Raw genomic sequence first — 19,586 nt, forward strand, 5'->3', positions numbered from 1 at the left:
GTTACCGCCCACCCGCCGCATTGGACCGCTACATCCGCCTCCGCGACCGCGAATGCCGGGCACCCGGCTGCAGCCGCCCCGCGCAGTGCGCGGACATCGACCACACCGAAGACTGGGCGAAGGGCGGAAACACCGACAAGGCCAACCTCGGCGGCTGGTGCGAACGCCACCACTACCTGAAAGATCAACCCGGCTGGCGATTCGAGCCGCAACCCGACGGCGCCATTGCCATCACCACCCCCACCGGCGGTACTTACCCCAGCCGACCCGAACCACTCCACGAACCCCGACCAGCGGGCACAGAGAAGTGCAGCGGCTGGCCGAGTTTCTAAGCGATGTCGAGCAGGTGTTCGATGCGGATGGGAAGGTCGCGCATGCGCTTTCCGGTGGCGTGGTGGACGGCGTTACGATGGCCGCCGCCGCGCCGATCATGCCCAGTTCGCCGATTCCCTTGACGCCGAGCGGATTCACCACCGAGTCGTCCACCTCGACGAATTCGATGTCGACGTCCGGGGCGTCCATGTTGACCGGGACCAGATACTCGCCGAGGCTGGCGTTCGCCCAGCCGAACCGTTCGGCCGCGCGCCGGTAGCACTCCAGCGCGCCGTCGCTGGACCACGGGTTCCCGCTCTCCGGATCGAGTTCGGCGTGGTTGCGGATCCGGATCTCCAGCGGATCGATGCCGAGGCGGTGCGCGACCTCGTCGAGCGTACACTCCAGCGCGATCATGCCGGACGCCTCGCCGGGCCCGCGGGTGAAGGTGGGCGACATGGTGTTGCCGCAGATCACCCGCACCTTCGCCGGTGGGATGCCCAGGTAGGCGGCGACTGTCCGCTGGGACGCCACGATCCCCTGGGTCGCGTCGTACAGGGTGAGCCGGTCGCCTCCTGTACGCGACCGCATCACGCGCACCCGGGAAGGTGGGCTCGAGTTCGAGGTTCGCCGTGCGGGTCAGCGCCGGTCCAGCAACTCCCCGAGCACGGCACGCAGGCGCGTGTGCGGCTCCGGATCGAGCGTCGCGGTGCGCCAGGCGAGGAACCCGTCCGGGCGAACCAGCGCCGCGCCGTCCGGCTCGATCCCGGCCGCGACGCAGAACTCCTCCTGCTGTTCGGCGGTCACCTCCGGGGCCTCGCCGCCGATCCGGTGGCACCGCAGGTCGATCCCGAACTCCCGCACCGCGGCGTCCGCGGCGAACCGCCACGGCCGGCCCCGCGGCCCGCACAGCAGCGTCCACGACGTGCCGATGAGGTCCACTGTGGACACCCGGCTCGCGCCGGAGCCCAGCCACACGTGCGGGAACCGGTACCCCGGCCACCCGCGGTTCTCCAGGACGTCCGGCGCACCGTCCGGCGTGCCGTCGGTGAGCACGGCCCCCTCGGGGTAGCCGTAGCACAGCATGCCGCGCAGGTAGGTGGCCGCCATCCTGGCGTGCAGATCGCTCAGGCCGTCCCGCTCGGACTGGAATCCCTCGTGCAGGCCGCGGGCCAGCGCCAGCGACGCCGTCGCCGCGACCCGGCGTTCCGGCTCGTAGGTGTCCAGCAGCCCCGGTCCGGCCACGCCGCCGAGCACCGCGGCGAGCTTCCAAGCCAGGTTGTGGCTGTCCTGGATGCCGGTGTTCATGCCCAGCGCACCGGCCGGGCTCTGCACGTGGGCGGCGTCGCCGACCAGGAAGATCCGGCCCTGCCGGAACGACGAGGCCATGCCGACGGCGGCCTCCCACGCGTTCACCTCGTGCAGCTCGATCTCGATGCTGTCGTCACCGATCGCGGCGTGCAGCAGCTCGACGGTCCGCTCCTCGGACAGCTCCGTGCGCTCGGCCGGTTTGCCCGGGTAGTCCATGATGGCCGTGGCCCACTGCTTCTCGCCGTCCATGGAGAACATCGCGGCGAAGACCTTGTCGTTGCGCACAAAGCACCCGTGCGCCTGCCATTCCTCCGCGAACCCGCCGAGATCCGCGCTGTAGAACGCGGTGTTGAGCTGTTCGATGACCTCCCGGTCCGGCATGGTGATGCCCAGCCGCTTGCGCACGCCGCTGCCGGCGCCGTCCGCGGCGACCAGGTAGTCGGCGGTGATCTCCCGCCGCGCGCCGGTGCCGGTGTCGGCGACCACGGCCCGCACCCCGGTGCCGTCGGCGGCGAAGTCGACCAGGCGGGTGTCGAACCGCACCGTGACGTCGCGGCGGCGGAGCTCGTCCAGCGCAACGTGGAGCAGCCGGCGGTGCCGCAGCTGCAACCGGGAATCGGCCGGGCTGGCGGTCTCGTGCCGCCGGAGGTAAGCCTCCGGCGCGTCGAGGCGGCCCATCGTCGTGCCCAACGCGCTGTCCCGGACCACACCGCGGGTCGCGCCGTAGCCGATCCAGCCCGCCTCCGCCACCGCGGGGCCCAGCCCCATCAGGCGGTATATCTCGTGGGTGCGCAGGCTCATCCCGGCCCGCGGCGGTTCCCTGGTGGGGTCGCGCTTGTCGATCACCAGCGGGCGGACGCCCCAGTGCGACAGGAAGACGGCGGTGGACACCCCGACCGGTCCGGCGCCGACGACCAGGACGGGCACGTGCTCAGCGGCCATGTCGTTCCCCCTCACCCCAGTTGAGCCCCAGCACTTTGCCAGCTCAAGTCGAGTTGAAGGCAAGCAGTCAACGAGAGCCGCCTCACCACCGGTGCCACACCCGGCCGGGGAGGCCGCGGATCAAGCCGGAATCGGGCGGCGATTCGGCGGCGATCAATTCCCGATCGCGTTCGCCTGCCGCGCCACCGGCCGCACTTACACTCACGACCCATGACCGAGGACGACCGATCGGCGATTCGCGCGGCCGATTCCGACCGCGAAAAGGTGGCGCGACTGCTGTACGACGCCATGAGCACCGGCCGGATCACCACGGAAGAACTGGAAAACCGGCTGGGCAAGGTCTATGCCGCCCGGACCATCGCGGAATTCGAACCCCTGCTCGCCGATCTGCCCGCCGGCGGCCGGGAAGAGCACGGCCCGCGGAAGTCGGTCGCCGTGATGTCCGGCCTCAGCCGCAAGGACGACTGGGTCCTGCCACCGAAACATTCCAGCCTGGCCTTCTGGGGCGGGGCCGACCTCGACCTGCGCCGCGCCCGGCTCACCGCGGGACACTCCACCATCAGCGCCGTGGCGATCATGGGCGGGATCAAGATCGTGGTGCCCGACGACGTGACCGTCGAGGTCGACGGCACGGGGCTGATGGGCGGGTTCCGCCTCGCCCGCGGCTCGGGACTCCCGCGGCCACCGGTGACCGCGCCGACGGTCCGCGTCACCGGGCTGGCCTTCTGGGGTTCGGTGAAGGTCGTTCGCAAGCCGCGGAATCCGTCCGGAAAACGCAGGCGCCGGTCACGGCAGTAGGGATTCCCTCATGAAGAACGTTTCACCGCCCCCGGAAATCGCCAAGCTCCCCCTGTTCCGGCAACTCTCCGCGGAAGAAACCGCGAAGGTCCTGCGCTACGGGCGCCGGGTGACCTTCCCGCAGGGCTGGCCGCTGATTTCCGAGGGCACGCCCGGAGACGCCGCCTACATACTGCTGGAAGGACAACTCACCGTCTGGCTGGGGCGCGAACTGGTCGCGACCCTGGACCCGGGCACCATCGTGGGCGAAACCTCCCTGCAGCAGGACACGTTGCGCGCGGCCACGGTGTCGGCGGCCACCCCGGTGCTGGCGCTGCGGCTGAGCTCGCGGAAGTTCGGCCGGCTCGTGGCGAAGCTGCCCGCGTTCGCCCGGGCGGTGGACGAGGCCATCGCGGGCCGGACCACCCGCGACTGACCGATCGGATCGACCGCGCACCCGCGGTGATCAGGCATCGCTGGGCCCGGGAACCCACCCCATGCGCTGTGCCCATTCGTCGGCGCGGCGGACCAGATCCCACACGTGCGGGTTCTTGGCCTCGGTGTAGCCGCCGCCGTCGTACCGGAAACGGGCCGCGAGGCGCCGCTTCACCGCGGCGAACCCGGCCGCCTCCTCCGGGTGTGCCCGGAGGAAGTCCCGGAGCAGCAAGGGAAACTGCTCGGAGAAGCTCCCCGCGCGCCGCACGTGGACATGTGTCCGGCGGGTGCCGGGGCGTTCCCGGAAGTACCGCTTCGTGCGTTCCGGGTTGTCCGCCCGGTATACGTACCCGAGTTCCTCCAGCGGGTCCCGGAACGCCGCGAGGGGTTCGAACGACACCACCGAAATCTGCACGTCGATCACCGGTTTGGCGGCCAGCCCGGGAACGGCGGTCGATCCGATGTGGTCGATCCGCACGGCCACCGCGCCCAGTGCGGCACGCAGCGCGGCGCCGAGTTCGGCGAAGCGCTCCGGCCACTCCGGGCCGTAGTCGGCGATCTCGATCACGCGGGTCATGGTCACAGTGTGGTCGCGGGGGTTCCCGTGGGCTATCCGGTGAGCGGCTTGAACGTCTTGCGCAGGTGCTGGATGTCGGTGGCGCTCCGGATCCAGGCGAGCGGGGCATAATGGCGTTCGACACCGTGCGGCGGGGAAAGCAGCGGCCGCCCGGCGGAGTCCCGCGGCCATTCCACGTCCGCGATGAGCGTCCGGGCGGGGATCAGCCAGTAGTCGCCGGGGACGTAGCTGCCACCGGACTGGAACCGCACCTGCACGCCGTCCTCCAGATCCAGCCAGGTGTCCTCGGCGACCCGGATCGCGCCCTCCTCCAGTTTCGGCGCGCCCCGGCCGGATGCCGCGCGGTGGTCCCACCGGCGCAGCAGCGGGTGCCGGGAGGTGTGGCGGGCCACCTGCGGGCGCGGTTCGGCGGAGAGACGGACGCGACGACCCGGCAGGTCGACCTCCTCGACCCGCAGCAGGGGCGCCACCTCTCCCCTGGCCGCGTACGCGTCGTCGGAGACTTCGGTCCAGTCGCCGACGTGCAGCGCGAGCTTGTCGTCGCGGCCCAGGGACGCCACGGTCACCCACGGGCCGTCGACCGAACGGATGCCGACCGCGACCGAACCGTTGTCCCGCGACCATTTGACCGTGGCCTTGCCCGCGTCGCCGCCGCGGTGGACCTCGACCCGGTAGAGCTGGTTCGCCGGTCCGCGGTAGGCGGCGTCCGGGGACAGGATGCACGGATCGTCCTCGACCCGGGCCGGTTTCTCGGTCCGCGCGGCGAGGTAGCTCGTGCGAGCCCGCCGGTCCCGCACCCATTTGTCGAACGCGGCCGCCGGATCGTTGCCGCCGTCGAGCACCAGCGGCCGCACCTGCCAGGCGACGCGGGTGCGGCCCGCGGTGTCGGGCAGCAGGGCGCCGAGCGCGGTCTCGGTGAGCGCGGGATCCTCCAGCACGGTCACGAACTGCTCGAAGGCCACCAGGTAGACCAGGAACGGGAACTTGTCCGGCAACGCGTCGGCCTCGCGTTCCGGGTCCAGGTAGGCGAAGGGCTGGTCCCAGTACGTCCACGGCCCGGGCTGCGCGGGAGCCGGGCCGTCCACCGGCCGCGGCGGCGCGGGCCGGGCCGAGTCCACCAGCACACCGTCCACATAGTACCGTCCACTGCGGATTTCCAGGCTGGCCGGATCCTTCTTCTCCGAGCGCGGCACGTACTTGATCTCGAAGCCGTCGGCCGGGCCGCCGTGCGCACCGATGACGTCGGCCGCGGTCCGGCGGGCCAGTGCGAGCTGGATCGCCGCCTGTTCGTTGGCGTCGGCGTCGAGCTGCACCCGGCCCTGTTGCAGCAGGACACCGGAATACTGTCCCGCCCGGTTCGTCAGCCGCGAGAAGTCGCCCTTCATGTCCATTCCTCCTAGGTGGCGTAAACGATTCCGGTGTCGGTGCCGGCCGGCGAGAACTCCAGCAGCCGGGCCCGCAGGTTGTCCGCGCGCTGCGGCTGGAAGAGGTCGTGGTAGACCCCGAGTTCCGAACCGTCCTCGGCGCCTCGGGCGATCTCCGGCGCGCAGCTCGCCGCGAGCTGCGCGTAGGCCGGGGTGCCGTAGCGGCGGCTGGTGAATTCGGGGCGCACCCGCTGCGCTTCCAGGGCACGCAGCGCGGGCAGCTCGCCCGGGTCGGCTTCGCCGCGCTCGGCGGCCTCGCGCAGTGCCGCCCAGACCAGGTCCGGCTGGCAGTGGTAGCGCCGGGGCGTCCGCGAACCCGGTGGCACGGAACAGAACCGCAGGCAGCCGAGCCCGCGCCGGGCCACGTTGACCCGCCCGTCGAAGACGCTGTTCTCCCCGATCCGGATGGCGTGCGTATGCACCTCGCCGAGCACCGTGCTCCGGTGGACGTGCAGGATCGCGTTGGCGGGCAGGCAGTCCGGCGCGGACAGCGCCTCGCGGTCCGGGCCGGTCGCGTCCAGCACGCTGTCCGCGAGGTGGATCGGGTTCGGTTCGGCGTGCACCTCGTCGGTGATCACCAGGATGGTGCCGAGGATCGAACGTTCGATCTGCAGGCAGGTTTCGGTGTTCTCCAGCACCACACTGGGTTCCTCGGGGTGGCTGGGTTCGCACCGCGGCTCCAGCGACCAGCCGGGGACCAGCGTGCTGTGCCGGATCACCACCGCGCCGACCGGCCCGGTCACGCTCACCCCGCGCCCGGTGACCAGCAGGCCGTCCAGGACGATCCGCGGCGGCGGCCGGTCGTCGTCCTCGCCGCACGGATTTCCGCGGATCTGCAGGGAATCCGGCCGGTTGCTGTACCAGTCGAGCAGCCGCAGCACCGGTCGCGCGCCCTCGGCCGCGCGGACTTCCAGCCGGTCCCCCGGGTCCAGGACGAACTCGAGCTGCTCCTGGTACGCGCCGCTGTGGGTGATCTCGATGATCGCCTCGGGCGCCCCGAAGTCCGCGTTGTCCCGCTTCCAGTGCTCGTAGGCCTGGGTGATCCGCTCGTGCTCCTCGCCGGGCCCGACGCGGTAGACGGCCACCGCCGGGCTGGTGGCCCGCGTCCGGGGGTACTCGCCGCCGCCGAGGTCGTCGGGGAACGCGTAGTGGTAGCTCACCCACACCCCGCGCTGCGGGGCGCCGCGCGAGCTGAACGCGATCCGCCCGAGCACCGGGTCGACCAGGACCTGGCCGCGGCGCGGCCGGTAGGCCCAGCGGGACAGATCGGCGACCACGATGTCGCGCAACGGCACCGGTTCGGCGTCGCCGTCGCGGTAGATGACGAAACTCTTGCCGGGCCCGTAGAAGTCGGCGAGCCGGTCGCGCAGCGCGCGCCGCCGGATGAACGCCGGGACGTTCTCCTCGGCGGCCAGGTGCGCCGGGGACGGCTCGGGCACCGGCCGGGTCACCAGCGGCACGTCGTTGCCGAGAATGGAGAACGTGTACAGGCTGCGCGCGCGGTCGATGCAGTACGCGGGCGCGCGGGTGATCGAGTACGGCTTCAGCCGCCAGACGAACAGCCCGACCTCCGGGGGCGCGTACCGGCCCTGCCTGCGCTCCCCGGTGATGCGCGGGGTCTCGACGGCGTGGGCCAGGCCGTCGAACGGGGTGCCGAGCAGATCGAGCCGGTCGCCTTGCCGCAGGTCGACGAGCGTGCCCCCGGCAGCCGTACGGACGTCCGCGCCGAACAGCCGTACCGGCTGGGTGGCGGCCACCAGCGGGAGGAACTCCACCGCGCGCGACGGCCAGCCGGCGACCGAGGCGGCGATCTCCTCCAGCAGCGGCAGGGTGCCCTTCCGCCGCCGCGCGGCGACCGTGTCGGCCACGTCGCGGCGCGGGGCGAGCCGGGCCGCGAGCTGCCGCGCCCCCTCCCCGGCGGCGAGGGCCTCGGCGTAGCCGCCGAGCAGCCGGTAGCCGACCAGGTCGCCGAGGTAGGGCACCACCCAGTCCTGGCAGGTCTCGATGAACCAGTTCTCGTACAGCTGCTCGACCTCGGCGGTGACCAGGTTCGCCTGTTCGGCGAGCACCGCGAGCAGTGCCCGCAGCGGCCCGCCGGTCTCGGCGTCGGAACGCCGGTGGTAGCGCGGCAGCAGTTCGAAAAGCCGGTCGGCGTCGGTCATGCTGGCTCCTTCGCGGGTCTGCGCGCGTCCGCGATCGGGTCGCCAGGGCGCGACTTGAGATCGCCCCGCACTTTGGCGGCCAGGGCGCCCTGCCGCCCCGATAGCGGGGCCTGTCGGCCGGGGCGCGCGCTGTGGTCGGCTTGAGTGCCGCGACTTGACTTGGGAGGTGTCATGCCTTGACCTCCTCGAGGATCAGCGTGTCCGGCACCGCCGGGGACAGCACCGCCAGTTGCGCGGGACGGATACCGCGGAACACCAGCACCGAGGTCCCCCCGGGCACCGGGCCCGCGTCGGTGATGTCCGGGTTGAGCCGCAGCAGTTCGGTGACCGTGATGCCGTTCCGCGCCGCGATCGCCCGCAGCGTCTCGTCCGGCGGCGCGACGACGTACCGGGTTTCGTCGAAGGTGGCCAGCCGGGCGGGGACGACCGGGCGCGGTTCGGTGAGCGTCTCGGCCAGCTCGGCCAGCCGCGCCGGGGTGATGTCGCCCGGGACCCCGGCGAACACGTCCACGTCGACGTGGTCCACCCCCGGCACCGACTGCGCGGCGACCACGACCTCGGACAGGTGGGCGGGCTGCCCGAGTTCCCGCCGGGCGAACCCGAGGCGGTCCAGGAGTGCGGCCCGGACGGCCGGTTCGACGGCGCGGAATTCGTGTCCGGTGGTTACCTTGATCCGGGCGGACACGACCAGCAGGACCAGTTCCCGCACCGCCACCGCGACCGGCAGCTGCGGCGAGCCGAGTTCGCTCAGCGCACCGTGCAGCGAGCGCACGATTCCCGAGGTCGCCTCGAGCGGAACGTCGTCCACCCCGGCCACGGTCACGTGCACGATCTCCCGGCCGCCGTCGGAGAGGCGCCGTGCGCTCGCCCGCCCGATCCCGGCCCGGGCCCGGGCGAAGTCCTGGTAGTCCGGCACCGACACGAGCCGGTCCAGCGCGGTGACCGCGAGCGGGATGCCGCGCCGGATCTGCCCGGTGTCGTCCGGATCGGCGCCGCCGGTCGCCGGGAGCGGATTGGTCACCCCGGACACCCACAGCGGCCGGGTGAGCAGCTGGATCACCTTGCCCGCGGCGACGTTCCCGGCCCGGCCGATGCCGATCCGGTAGCTCGCCACGACGTTCTCGTGACCGGTCGGCAGCCGCGCGCCGTGCACCCCGTCGCCGAAGGTCACCGTGGTCCGCCCGGTCCGGTCGGCGCCGGTGACGTAGACCTTCTCCGCGGGACCGCGCCCGGCGAGACTGTCCACTTCGGACCACAGCACGCCGTCCACCCGGATCTCCAGAGTGCTCCGGGCACCGCGTGGGTTGTCCGCGGGCAGCCAGGTGAGCGGGCCGGAGAACAGGGTGAAGCTCTGGTTGGTCTTGCTCGCGTCCCCGCTGCCGATGGGTTCGTTCTTCGACGCCCCGTGGGTGGCGGCGGTGACGTTCGCGTGCAGGTGCACGCTGTCCCGGCGGTAGGTGTAGGCCAGCGGCGCGGCCAGGGTGAGCACGGTGTGCACCGGATCGCCGGGGCGGTCGGGGTCCACCGTCTGCCGGACCGCGCCGATCATGGCGAGTTCGGTGCCGCGCACCCCGCGGGTGTCCGGGATGTCGGTGCGCTCGCCGGTCACCACGATCCACCGGCCGGGTTCCAGCGCCTGGTACAGCGCGGCCAGTTCGATCTCGCGGCCGCCGACGTCCGCGGTGATGGGCTCGGTGGCCAGGTGCAGCGATTCGCCGCGCACGTACACCGTGGTGTCGCGGATGTGCGAGAGCAGCGTGTCCTGCGCGTCCAGCCAGTCGGCGTCCAGCGTCAGCTCGGTGACCTTGCCGGTGATCCCGAAATCCGCCCGGGACACCACGCGGACGCCGCGCACGCGGGTGATCACCTCGCTCAGCGCGCGGTCGCCGGGCACGCCGCCGTCCTGCCCCTTGCGCGGCCGCTGCACGACCACCCAGGTGTCCGGTGCGATGCCTTCGTACTGCGCGTCGAGCGCGAGCACGTTGCGGGCGGTCAGCGCGAGCGACGCCTCGAACGAGACCTGCACGGTGGACGGGGCTCCCTCGCCCGCGGCCGTCCGGCGCACGGTCACCTGCAGTTCGCCGTGGGCCGCGCGCCGCAGCTCGCCTTCGGCCAGCCGGAAGTCCAGGGTCGTGCCGTTGCCGATGGTCACGTGCACCAGCCCGTCGGCCACCCGGGAGACGAACACCGTGCGCTGCGGCAGGTTCGGCCGGAAACCGAGGACGACGCCCTGTTCGTCCGAAGTGGACTCCCGCACGGTGATCGCGACCCGGCCTGGGCCGAAGTCGAACTCGGTGTCCGCGGTCAGCCGCTGCTCGGACCGGGAGGTCTGCCCGGCGTCGGCCCAGGTGAACACGCCGCGTTCGGGCACGGTCCCGGCGTCATCGTAGAGCACGGTGACGCCGAGGACCTGGTTGCCGAGCAGCGGCCATTCGACGTGCCCAATGAGCCGGCCCGCGTCGTCGTAGTCCGGTTTCAGCGGGGCGGTCGCGCCGAACGGGGTCGCCGTCACGCGCATCGCCTGCAGGTCCTGCAACCGTTGCGGTGCGGTGAGATCGACCCGTTGCCACGCCGGGTAGAGCGTTTCGCGCAGCCGCGCGTCGAGCAGCGCGAGCAGCCGCGCGCCCAGGTCCGAACCGGGGGCGAACAGCTCGCCGGGATCCCGGGGCAGCTCCCGGGGATCGGCCGGGGGCCGCGAAGGCGGCGTGCGCAGCGCGCCGAGCAGCGCCCCGAGCCCGGCGACCGCGGGCGAGTCCGGCGGCCCGGCGTCGGCGCCCAGGCGCAGCGCGTCGTACAGCGACTCGGGTTCCGGCCGGGGCTGGGCCGGTTCCAGCCGCGCCACCGCGGCCCGCAGCGCCACCAGTTCGGCCTGCCGTCCGGTGAGCCACTGGTGCACGTTCTCGTACTGTCGGGCCAGCGCGAGGGTCTCGTCGAGCCGGGCCAGCACGTCGTCGAGGCGTTCGCCGTATTCGGTGGGCGTGGTGATCTTCCTCGGCAGGTCCGCGTCGACGGGGGCGAGCACGTCTTCGGTGAACCGGCGCACGATCCGGCTGCGGTCGTACATCTGGTCGGCTCGCGCGGCCGCCACGAACGCGTGGAACCGCGCGGTGAGCCCGGCGAAATCCGGCAGCGCGGGTTCGGGCAGCCCGACCACGGTGATGCCCGCCTTCGCGTCGGTCTCCACGCGGGGCACCACGAGCAGCGACTGCCGTTCGCGTTCGGTGCCGAAGACGAACAGCAGCCGGTCGCCGGGTTTGACGTTCGTCGCGGTCCCGGCGAGGTGCACCTGCCCGCGTTTGCCCAGCCCCTCCAGGGAAAGCTGGTACGGACGCCGCGACCGCACCGCGAGGTCGTTCCACGCCCAGCGGGCGGGCAGGTCCGCGCCGGTCTCGAACGGCACCGCCTCCTCGCCCGGACCGGGCACGCTCTGGCTGCGCGCGCCGCGCGGGATCGTGACCTCGGTGTCCTCGCCGAGGCGGGGATCCTGGTCGAGCGTGTACGCGAGGTACGTCCCGGCCGAGACGCCCGGCCGCGGCAGGTGGCCGACGAGCCTGCCGAGCAGCCGCAGCGAGCGTTCGTCGGTCGCGGTGCGGAGGTAGCCCTCGTTCGCGATCCGTTCGGTGTAGAAGGTGAGCAGATCGGCCAGCATCGCCCAGCCGTCCAGCAGCGCGATCGAATAGTCCGATGTGGACCGTACGGTGAGCCCGGCCAGCGCCGGGTAGGCCGGGCTGGACAACCGCGCGAGCATGCTGGCGAGGAACTCGCCGTGGGTGCCCGCGCGGAACGCGATTTCGCTGAGCCCCGGCGGATTGGCCACCGCGACCGGCGTGGCGACCTGGGTTCCTTCGCAACAACCGCAGCCACTCATCGCGCGCCTCCGTGTTTGTTCGAAACGCGCGACCGCGATCGCGTTGACAGGGCGCGACCTGCGTACTTCGGCTTGCGGTCAGCGTCGACGGGCGCCCTGCCCCCGCGATAGCGGGGCCTTCGGCCGGGGCGCGTTCGGCTGTTCACCTCATGCAGGCATCGCATGTTTTCGTCATCTCCGTCCGAACACGATCGTCAGCTTTCCGTTCTCCGGCCGGGCGGAATCGTTGTCCAGTTGCGCGATCTCCAGCGGCCCCAAGGGAAGCAACCCGTCCTCGAGTTCACCGCCCGCCGGGCGGAACTGCCGTTTGAGCTTGGTGACCAGGACACTCGCCACCCCCGGCACGGCGCTCACGGCCGCGACGATCCGGCTCGCGCGCACCGGTTCGCCGAAGGTCAGCGCGTCGGGGTGGAAGAACCCGAGCCGCCCCCCGTCGAGCACCCCGGTGCCGAGGACGCGGCGCACGGCGGCGCCCACGGTGCCCCGGTGGTGCCCGGGCTCGGCGCAGACGGTCAGCTCCAGTTCCACCGGCACCAGCTGGGCCGGGACGACGGCGAGCTGGTGCCCGATCCGCCGGTAGGACTCCAGCGCGGCGGTGGCCGCGTCGATCAGGCCGGGATCGGCGGTTCCCGCGCCGACCGGGTCGAGCGCGACCCGGATCTCCTCACCGGTGCCGGTCCACCGCAGCTGCGCGGCGGCCCGTCGCACGCCGAAGACCGCGCTTGCGAGTTCGGCGTAGTCGGCGGCGGTGACCGCGCGGAGTTTGGTGCGGCGCAAGGCGAGCGGGGCGAGTTGGCGCACCTGGTCCAGGGGTTCCGGTTCGGTCCCGCCGGTCGCGGGCAGCGGATTGCGGACCCCGGTGATCCCTTCCCCGTCGCCGGCCCCGCAGCACAGCACGAGGTGGTTGACCGCCTCGGCGCCGACGTTCCCGGCGATCCCGTTGCCGACGCGGTACCGGACCTTCAGCAGTCCGCCCGGCGGCGGTGGGCTGCCGTGGCCGTGTTCCCCGAACCGCAGCGCGAGCCTGCCGTCGTCCTCGAGTTCACCGACGAAATGGCGATCGCGGGGACCGCTGGCGAGCAGATCGCGGCGCGGCAGCCAGGGTCCGGACTCGTCCGCCCGCACCTCGACCGCGGGCAGCGCCGCGCGCGGATCCTGGGCGACGGCGGCAGAGGCAGGTCCGGACAACAAGGGGTCGGCGGAATCGAGCCCGTCGGCGTGGTCGGCTCCCCAGCTCTCGCCGATCTCCCAGACGGCGTCCGCGCCGAGCACTTCCCCGGCCCGCGCCCGGCGGGTCAGCGCGGCCAGCCGCCGGAGCTTTCCCGCCAGCAGCCGGTCGAACCGGGCGATCAGCTCCGCGAGCGCGCGCTCCGGGTGCTCTTCGAGGTCCACCTCGTCCAGGACCTCGGCGGTGAACAGCGCGGTCAGCGCGGCGAGCTGCGCGTCGGTCGGCCGCTCGCCGCCGCGCACCTGGCGCCACACCCGATCGAGCCAGGACCGCACCCGGCCCGGAATCGCTTCGAGCGACCGCGCCTGCGCCCGGGCGATCCGCGCGGGATCGGGGAACGCGGTCCGCTGGGTGACCGGCGCCTCGCGCAGCCGGGGCCGGAACCGCGGTCGCAGCGCGGGATAGGTGACCTGGGCGAGCAGCGTTTCCAGCATCGCGGCCTGATCCGGCGCGGGCGCGTCGGCCACGAGCCCGGACCGGTCCACGGCGGCCTGGCCGAGCAGCGGAACGAGTCCGGACAGTTCGTCGGCGTCCAGTGGCGTTCCCGCGCGGGCCTTCGCCAGCAGCGCGTGGATCAGCTCGGCGGCCGGAGCGGTCTCGCCCCGATCCGGGCAGCCGAACGCGGGCGGCGCGCAGGAAGGCGCGGGGACCGCCGCGGGCGGCACCGGGATCTCCTCCGGTTCGCCGACGCAGTAGGTGAGGTCCCGGCCGTGATCGACGAGCACCACGTTCCCGGTCGCCACGCTCACGTCGGTGAGCAACGCGCAGTCCGGGCCGCCGCGTGCGGACAGGCACAGGGCGAACCCGAGCGCGTCCTCGGGATCCCAGGTGACCTCCAGCACCGGCTGGTCGTACAACTCGTCGACGGCGGGCGTGACCGAGGTGAGGCGCACGGCCTGGCGGTGCGCCGGATCCGCGTCGGCCGGGGCGCCGGTGCGCGGGCCGAGCACCTCCTCGAGGACGAGCACGTCCCCGGGCCGCAGTCGCAGCGCACGCCGCCGGTGCGCGGATTCTTCCCGGATTTCCTCTTCGGTGTGCCGCAGCCACGCGTCGGCGAGCGTCGCCGAGGTGGCGCCCGCGGGCAGGCAGCACTCCGCCTCGCCCCAGGTGTAGAACGGGATCCGGTTGTGCGTCGGCCGCACGGTCACCGCGCCGGGGCGCAGCGGTTCGAACACCTCCACCGCGGCCGCGGGCGGCAGGGCCGCCAGGTCCTCGTCGGAGATCACCGTGCCGAGGTCCGGCCGGTCGCGCGGATCGAGCGAGCCGAGGTCGACCGCGACGAACCGGTAGTCGCCGGGGTTCAGCGTGACCTTCCGGTCCGCGCGCAGGGCCACCCAGGCGCGGGCGTTGCAGCCGTCGTGCATCGCGTAGTCCACCAGCCGGACGTGCCGCCGCACCGAGACCCGGCGGCGGGCGGTGTCCAGGTACGCCTCGGCGGCCACCGCGTCCTGCTGGTAGGAGATCTGGTCGCCGACGTAGGCCAGGACCTCGGCGAGGGTGACGCCGAGGTCGGGCGCGTGCCGTTCGACCCAGTTCCCCGCGGTGAGCGTCATCCGGTCCAGCAGCGACCGCCGCAGGCTCGCGTAGTCCCGCGCGGTGTAGTCGATGACGGGCTCGTTCTTGTCCGGTGGTGGGCAAGGTTCCGCTTCCGCGCAGTCGAAATCGGTCGGGCAGGCGGGGCGGAAGGTGAACTCCGCCGAGGCGTAACGCGGATCGAAACCGCGGTACGGCGTGGTTCCCGGCCGCCCGTGCGGGCCCGCCTCGACAATGCTCAGAATGTAGGTCGAGGTGTCCCCGGCGGTGTTCACGGTGATGTGCACGAGATCGTCGAGGTCGGGATCGTCGGCGAGTTCGACCCGCACGTCCACCGCGTGGATGCCGGTGATCCGGCGGCCGCCGTCGATGCGGACGTTCGCCGGGCCGAGCCGTCGCGGCGCCCGGCCGAGGAAGGCCGCGGTGAGGACCGTGCCGTCGTCGTTCGCCTCGACCCAGTCCAGGCCGTTGTAGCGGGCCGCGCGCACGTCGCTCCGGCGCTGATCGGTCCGGCAGTCCACTGTGGTCACGACGGGCCCCCGTTCCCGAAGACGTCGGTGCGCCGGGTGCCGGTCGCGAGCACCACGTAGTCGAGCCGGATCCGCACCACGTTGTCCTCGCTGACGATCTCCAGCGTCTCGATCTCGATCACGTCGCCGAGCCAGCGCTGCAGCGCGGCCTGCACCGACAGCTGCAGGGTCGACGCGAGTTCCGGGCTGTTCGGTTCGAAGACCAGATCGAGCAGGCCGCACCCGAAGTCGGGCCGCATGACCCGTTCGCCGGGGCTGGTGAACAGCAGTTGCCGGATCATCTGCCGGACGTGGTCGTCGTAGGACGCGGTCGCGGTGCGGCCCTGGCTGTCCACCCGGTACGGGAACGCGAGGTCCGTCCTCATCGGCCTGCTCCCCGTTCCTGGACGACCGAGATCAGCGGCGGCCCCTGCGGGATCCGGTCCGCGGTCTGGCAGACGCCCGTCGATCCGCGCAGCAGCACCGGCGAACCGCCGACCGTGAGCCGTTCGCTCGGCTGCGTCCACTGGATGGTCACGCAGGGCTGCGGTTTCCCGGCGACGGTGAACGGGCAGCCGGTGACCGTGTAGAAGTGCGCGATCGTGGCGACGGCGTGCCCGTCGACGAGCGTCCGCGTCTGCCCGGGCCGCGGGGTGGCGTGCCCACCGTGCGGGCAGGTGATGGTCGCGTTGACGGACAACAGGTTTCCCGGCATCTTCTGCCTCCTTCAGGTCTCAGGTGATGGCGAAGGCGCCCTCGTTGATGGTCACGGTGGAACCGGCGAGGGCGATCGACGCGCCTTTGCCGTTGGAGATCGTGATGCCCGAGTCGTTGACCACGATCGACGCGCCCGCGGCGGTGCGCAGCGTGATCCCCGGCCCTCCGGGGAGATCGGACATCAGCAGCAGGTTGCCGCGCGGGGTGCGCACCACGAGGTTCGGCTGGTTCGGATCGCCTTCGAGCGCCGGTTCCGGCACCTCCTCGCCCGCGCCGTACCAGCAGCCGACCCAGATCGGGTAGCTCACGTCGCCCTGTTCGAACTCGACCCAGACCCCGGCGCCGACCGTGGGCACGGTGTAGACGCCGGTTTGCCGCCCGGCCACCGGGAAGCACGGCATCGCCCAGGAGGAGGTGGCGTCGCCGAGGACGTCCGGCACCCGGACCTGGATGCGGCCCTGGCGCATCGGGTCCACGTTGTTGACGACGGTTCCTCGGTACTTGCCGAGATACCGGGTGTCTTCGGGCATGTTTCCCTCCAGCTACGGGATGGCCGTGGAGTGCAAAGCGATCAGGCCCTCCCGGGCGAGCGTGAAGTTCTGCGTGTAGGAGCCGCGTTGCAGGTTGTGGGTGACGCTCTTGACGTAGTAGCGGCCGTCGTAGGTGATGCCCGCGCCGCGCACGCCGACCAGTTCGCGCGGGCGCAGCACGTACCCGTAGCGCACGACGTCGAGCTGCCCGGAACCGCTGACCGCGTCCGAGGATTCGATGACCTTCGCCAGCGTTTCGGCGAACGCCTGCGGGGCGTCCTTCTTCGCGGTGTCGTCGATGACCCGCTTCTTCAGCGCGGGCGCCGGGCGGCGGGCCAGCGGCGGGCGCAGCACGCTGACCTCGGGCACCGGGAGCACGGTGTCGGTCCGGGTCGCCGGGATCTGCACGCGCGCCACCGGTTCCTCCCGCGCCGCGCCGTCGAAACCGAACGTCAACTGATCCACTGTGGACAGATGGTCCATGTTGACGTTGATCGCGTGCTGCGGGACGCCGAGGCGGACCTCCGGCCCCCAGTAGCCCCGGCTGACCCCGGGGACCGGCCCGGGGTCGAGGTAGAAGACGTACCCGTTGGCCTTGGCCAGTTCGTTGACGTACGCGAGGTCGGTGCCCTTCTGGAAGTCGATGCGCTGGGTCGGCATCGGGGCCTGCGGGATGAGTTCGGGGATCACCTGCGGCGTGATGCCGTACTGCGCGTACCGGCCGATGATCGCGGAGACCCGGGCGGCCGGGCCCATCGCGGGGAACGGGACGCCCGCGCGTTCCTCGAGATCCATCAGCACGGTCAGGTCCTCGCCGGTGACGGTCAGCGTGGACTGGCCGGGGACGCCCGAGATCGCCACCTCCTGGCGGGTGATCACGCCGTCCATGAGCACGGAGACCGTGCCGGACACGGTGACCGCGAGGACGACCCGGACCTGCGGGTCGAAGGCGCCGCCGGGCAGCAGTTCGCGGCTGATCACCCCGCGGTGGCTCAGGTCGAAGGAGAGCTGGAACCCGCTGCGCTGGCCGGCGGTGACGGTGACCTGCGCGGACAGCAGCGCGTCGGTGACCGGCTGCGGGACGGGTGCCACGATCCGCGGCCCCATCAGCAGGGTGAGGTGGATCGGCGCGATCTCGGGCATCGGTCACTGACCCGCTGTTCCGGGCACACCCTCGGGCAGGGTGATGCGGATCCGGCGACCGGGCGTGCCGGTCAGCTCGCGCGGATCGAGCACGGGATTCGCGTCGGCGATGCGCCACCACTGCCCGGCGTCGCCGAGGTAGCGGTCGGCGAGCACGTCGGACCGGTCGCCCTCGCGCACCTCGTGCACCCGGACCGTGGTGAACACGTCCGGCTGGGGCGGCAGCCGGGGTTTCAGGTAGGGGACCTCCTGCCCGCCGCGGGTGCGGTGGACGGCGGATTCGACGCCGTGATAGCGGCTGGTACGCGGATAGGGCGAGGTCATCGGATTCGTCATCGCGGTCCCCTTTTGGTCAGATCCCGGTGAGTCCCAGCGTTTCCAGGCGCCCGGACGCGGCGGCCCCGGCCAGTCGTTCCTTCTGCGCCAGATGCGCCAGGTACAGCTCGGCGCCCCGGTGCCCGGCCGGCAGGTCACTCGACGACAGCACCCGCAGGCCGAGGTTGACGATCGCGCGGATCGGGTTGAGGTCGACGTCGAAGGTGTCCTCGGTGATGGCGAGTTCGGTCAGCCGCACCGGAAGTACCCGGTTGCCGCCCCAGGTGAACAACGTCAGCGGGCTCTCCACCGGCGTGATCTCCAGCGTCCCCGCCTCCGCGAGCACCTGATTGGCCCGGATCCGCGCACTCGGCGCGTTGATCAGCATCTCCAGGGTGGCCAGCTGCGGGTGAATCCCCTGCGGGGCGGGGACTTCCAACTGATCGGTCGCGTCGATCTCGGCGGTGAACTTCCACGTCTCGATCGCGGGCCCCTTGAGCCGCAACGCCTCGGTCCGATCCCCCTGCTCGGCCCCGGCCGCCTGCGGCGCGAGGGAACGCTCCAGGGTCTCCGGATTGAACTGCATCACGATGACCCGCTGCGGGGTGCCGCGCAGGGGATCCACGATCACGATCCCCGACCGCACCGGCTTGGGTATGTCGAGATAACCGGTCATGATCCGTCCTCTCGATCACCGCGCGCGGCGAGGTCCTTGAGGGCACGCAGGCTTGCTGCCCGCCCCTCTTCGGCGTCGGCGGCGATGCCACCCGACTCCAGGTATGACGGCAGGCCGACCCAATTCCGCAACGCGGCCAGCGGCGGCAGGCCCGCCTCCCTCGCCTCGGCCAGCCGGGACCGCCACCAGGTTCCGGCCCGCAGGCCGTCCGCACCGGCGGACGCCCGCCTGACATAGCCCGCCGCGTCCTCGGTCTCCGCCGCCCACAGATAACCCAGCACCTGGTCGTCCAGCGTGATCGGGAGGTATCGGACCGCACCCTCGGCTGACGCCGGGTAGCCCGCGACCGGAGTCGCTTTGCGCGCGAGTGACGGATTCGCGAGTTCCAGCAGAGCCTGTGAGTTCGGCGCCCACCGCTCCACCGTGCCTGGTGAGATCCCGCCCGCCTCGGTGTCTTCGGGTTCGCCGACCCATCGCCGCAAGGCCTCGCGCGGCGTCAGCCCGTCTGCCTCGGCCCGATCGAGCCGCTCGTACCACCGGAGATCCGCGTCGGCCGAGTTCGTCACCTTGCGCACGAAGGATGCGTCGTCATCCGCCGCCGACGCCCAGAGGTAACCGATGACCTCGCCGGACTTGGTGACCGGAACGTAGAAGATCCCGTCCGGAGCGGCGTCCTCTCCGCCTTCCTCGCGAACCGGTTCCCGGGAACGCCCCGCGCGCCAGCCCCGCGGCCGCTGACCGCCCGGATCGAGCCGTGACGGCGGCGAGCCCGCGTCGGACAGCACGACGACGTGCGACAGGTCCTCCCCTTCGACGTGGAACGCGGAATCCTCCAGTGCACGCAGGTTGCGCGCTTCTTCTTCCCGGGCGCCCGCCGGGATTCCGCCGCCGATCGGGTGCTCCGCCCGGCCCGCCCACCGGTGCAGGGCTTGCCGCCAGGTGAGTCCGTCGTCGTGGGCTTCGATCAGCCTTTCCGTCCACACCTTCGCGGCGTCGAATCCGGTCGAGCCGGCGGCCCGGCGCTGGATGTAGTCACCGTGGTCGAGCACGTCCGACGCCCAGACATATCCGATCACTTCGCCGTGCCGGGTCACCGGAAAGTAATGCACAGGCGTTTCCTCCACGGT

16 protein-coding genes are annotated in these 19,586 nt (G+C 72.3%); 2 read left to right on the forward strand and 14 right to left on the reverse strand.

Annotation, left to right across the window (positions count from 1 at the left end):
* Positions 1-231 precede the first annotated feature (231 nt).
* Positions 232-903 carry a molybdopterin cofactor-binding domain-containing protein gene (locus FXO23_RS38220; RefSeq protein ID WP_218952280.1) on the reverse strand — a complete coding sequence of 224 codons (672 nt, stop codon included), beginning with the start codon at positions 901-903 and terminating at the stop codon, positions 232-234.
* A gap of 48 nt (positions 904-951) precedes the next feature.
* Entirely contained in the window at positions 952-2,565 is a 1,614-nt protein-coding gene (locus FXO23_RS38225; protein ID WP_158891551.1) for an FAD-dependent monooxygenase, read from the reverse strand.
* 210 nt (positions 2,566-2,775) lie between these two features.
* Here FXO23_RS38225 and FXO23_RS38230 point away from each other — a divergent pair, with 210 nt between their 5' ends.
* On the forward strand, positions 2,776-3,363 hold the full coding sequence (locus FXO23_RS38230; protein ID WP_158891553.1) for a DUF1707 SHOCT-like domain-containing protein: 588 nt from the start codon (positions 2,776-2,778) through the stop codon (positions 3,361-3,363).
* Positions 3,364-3,373: 10 nt separating this feature from the next.
* Positions 3,374-3,778 (forward strand): cyclic nucleotide-binding domain-containing protein, encoded by a 405-nt coding sequence (locus FXO23_RS38235; RefSeq protein WP_158891555.1) that lies wholly within the window; start codon positions 3,374-3,376, stop codon positions 3,776-3,778.
* A gap of 30 nt (positions 3,779-3,808) precedes the next feature.
* On the opposite strand, the gene FXO23_RS38240 is transcribed toward FXO23_RS38235, so the two are convergent.
* From FXO23_RS38240 to FXO23_RS38295, 12 genes are all read right to left on the reverse strand, one after another.
* Positions 3,809-4,354, reverse strand: a complete 546-nt coding sequence (locus FXO23_RS38240; RefSeq protein ID WP_158891557.1) for a GrpB family protein — start codon at positions 4,352-4,354, stop codon at positions 3,809-3,811.
* 32 nt (positions 4,355-4,386) lie between these two features.
* Positions 4,387-5,739: a DUF6519 domain-containing protein gene (locus FXO23_RS38245; protein WP_158891559.1), complete on the reverse strand. Its 1,353-nt coding sequence runs from the start codon at positions 5,737-5,739 to the stop codon at positions 4,387-4,389.
* An 11-nt stretch (positions 5,740-5,750) separates the two neighbouring features.
* Positions 5,751-7,940, reverse strand: coding sequence for a hypothetical protein (locus tag FXO23_RS38250; RefSeq protein WP_158891561.1), 2,190 nt, complete (start codon positions 7,938-7,940; stop codon positions 5,751-5,753).
* 169 nt (positions 7,941-8,109) lie between these two features.
* Positions 8,110-11,808 carry a putative baseplate assembly protein gene (locus FXO23_RS38255; RefSeq protein ID WP_158891563.1) on the reverse strand — a complete coding sequence of 1,233 codons (3,699 nt, stop codon included), beginning with the start codon at positions 11,806-11,808 and terminating at the stop codon, positions 8,110-8,112.
* Positions 11,809-11,979: 171 nt separating this feature from the next.
* Positions 11,980-15,099 carry a putative baseplate assembly protein gene (locus tag FXO23_RS38260; protein ID WP_218952281.1) on the reverse strand — a complete coding sequence of 1,040 codons (3,120 nt, stop codon included), beginning with the start codon at positions 15,097-15,099 and terminating at the stop codon, positions 11,980-11,982.
* The gene (locus FXO23_RS38265; RefSeq protein ID WP_158891565.1) at positions 15,096-15,464 is read right to left on the reverse strand and encodes a GPW/gp25 family protein; all 369 of its coding nucleotides are present in this window, start codon (positions 15,462-15,464) and stop codon (positions 15,096-15,098) included. The genes FXO23_RS38260 and FXO23_RS38265 overlap by 4 nt, the downstream gene beginning before the upstream one ends.
* Complete coding sequence (locus FXO23_RS38270; protein ID WP_158891567.1) at positions 15,461-15,793, reverse strand: hypothetical protein; 333 nt, start codon at positions 15,791-15,793, stop codon at positions 15,461-15,463. The genes FXO23_RS38265 and FXO23_RS38270 overlap by 4 nt, the downstream gene beginning before the upstream one ends.
* A 19-nt stretch (positions 15,794-15,812) precedes the next feature.
* The gene (locus FXO23_RS38275; RefSeq protein ID WP_158891569.1) at positions 15,813-16,325 is read right to left on the reverse strand and encodes a phage baseplate assembly protein V; all 513 of its coding nucleotides are present in this window, start codon (positions 16,323-16,325) and stop codon (positions 15,813-15,815) included.
* 12 nt (positions 16,326-16,337) lie between these two features.
* Positions 16,338-17,468, reverse strand: coding sequence for a hypothetical protein (locus tag FXO23_RS38280; protein WP_158891571.1), 1,131 nt, complete (start codon positions 17,466-17,468; stop codon positions 16,338-16,340).
* A gap of 3 nt (positions 17,469-17,471) precedes the next feature.
* Entirely contained in the window at positions 17,472-17,804 is a 333-nt protein-coding gene (locus tag FXO23_RS38285) for a LysM peptidoglycan-binding domain-containing protein (protein ID WP_158891573.1), read from the reverse strand.
* Positions 17,805-17,820: 16 nt separating this feature from the next.
* The gene (locus tag FXO23_RS38290; protein WP_158891575.1) at positions 17,821-18,459 is read right to left on the reverse strand and encodes a hypothetical protein; all 639 of its coding nucleotides are present in this window, start codon (positions 18,457-18,459) and stop codon (positions 17,821-17,823) included.
* Positions 18,456-19,568, reverse strand: a complete 1,113-nt coding sequence (locus FXO23_RS38295; protein ID WP_158891577.1) for a hypothetical protein — start codon at positions 19,566-19,568, stop codon at positions 18,456-18,458. Before FXO23_RS38295 ends, FXO23_RS38290 begins: the two co-directional genes overlap by 4 nt.
* Between the last annotated feature and the right edge of the window lie 18 nt (positions 19,569-19,586).

Source organism: Amycolatopsis anabasis, assembly GCF_009765355.1.
GTDB lineage: Bacteria > Actinomycetota > Actinomycetes > Mycobacteriales > Pseudonocardiaceae > Amycolatopsis > Amycolatopsis anabasis.

Bases quoted from the DNA above. Each gene is read 5' to 3' on its own strand.
- FXO23_RS38220 (WP_218952280.1), bottom strand. From the start codon at position 903: ATGCGGTCGCGTACAGGAGGCGACCGGCTCACCCTGTACGACGCGACC.
- FXO23_RS38225 (WP_158891551.1), bottom strand. From the start codon at position 2,565: ATGGCCGCTGAGCACGTGCCCGTCCTGGTCGTCGGCGCCGGACCGGTC.
- FXO23_RS38230 (WP_158891553.1), top strand. From the start codon at position 2,776: ATGACCGAGGACGACCGATCGGCGATTCGCGCGGCCGATTCCGACCGC.
- FXO23_RS38235 (WP_158891555.1), top strand. From the start codon at position 3,374: ATGAAGAACGTTTCACCGCCCCCGGAAATCGCCAAGCTCCCCCTGTTC.
- FXO23_RS38240 (WP_158891557.1), bottom strand. From the start codon at position 4,354: ATGACCCGCGTGATCGAGATCGCCGACTACGGCCCGGAGTGGCCGGAG.
- FXO23_RS38245 (WP_158891559.1), bottom strand. From the start codon at position 5,739: ATGAAGGGCGACTTCTCGCGGCTGACGAACCGGGCGGGACAGTATTCC.
- FXO23_RS38250 (WP_158891561.1), bottom strand. From the start codon at position 7,940: ATGACCGACGCCGACCGGCTTTTCGAACTGCTGCCGCGCTACCACCGG.
- FXO23_RS38255 (WP_158891563.1), bottom strand. From the start codon at position 11,808: ATGAGTGGCTGCGGTTGTTGCGAAGGAACCCAGGTCGCCACGCCGGTC.
- FXO23_RS38265 (WP_158891565.1), bottom strand. From the start codon at position 15,464: ATGAGGACGGACCTCGCGTTCCCGTACCGGGTGGACAGCCAGGGCCGC.
- FXO23_RS38270 (WP_158891567.1), bottom strand. From the start codon at position 15,793: ATGCCGGGAAACCTGTTGTCCGTCAACGCGACCATCACCTGCCCGCAC.
- FXO23_RS38275 (WP_158891569.1), bottom strand. From the start codon at position 16,325: ATGCCCGAAGACACCCGGTATCTCGGCAAGTACCGAGGAACCGTCGTC.
- FXO23_RS38280 (WP_158891571.1), bottom strand. From the start codon at position 17,468: ATGCCCGAGATCGCGCCGATCCACCTCACCCTGCTGATGGGGCCGCGG.
- FXO23_RS38285 (WP_158891573.1), bottom strand. From the start codon at position 17,804: ATGACGAATCCGATGACCTCGCCCTATCCGCGTACCAGCCGCTATCAC.
- FXO23_RS38290 (WP_158891575.1), bottom strand. From the start codon at position 18,459: ATGACCGGTTATCTCGACATACCCAAGCCGGTGCGGTCGGGGATCGTG.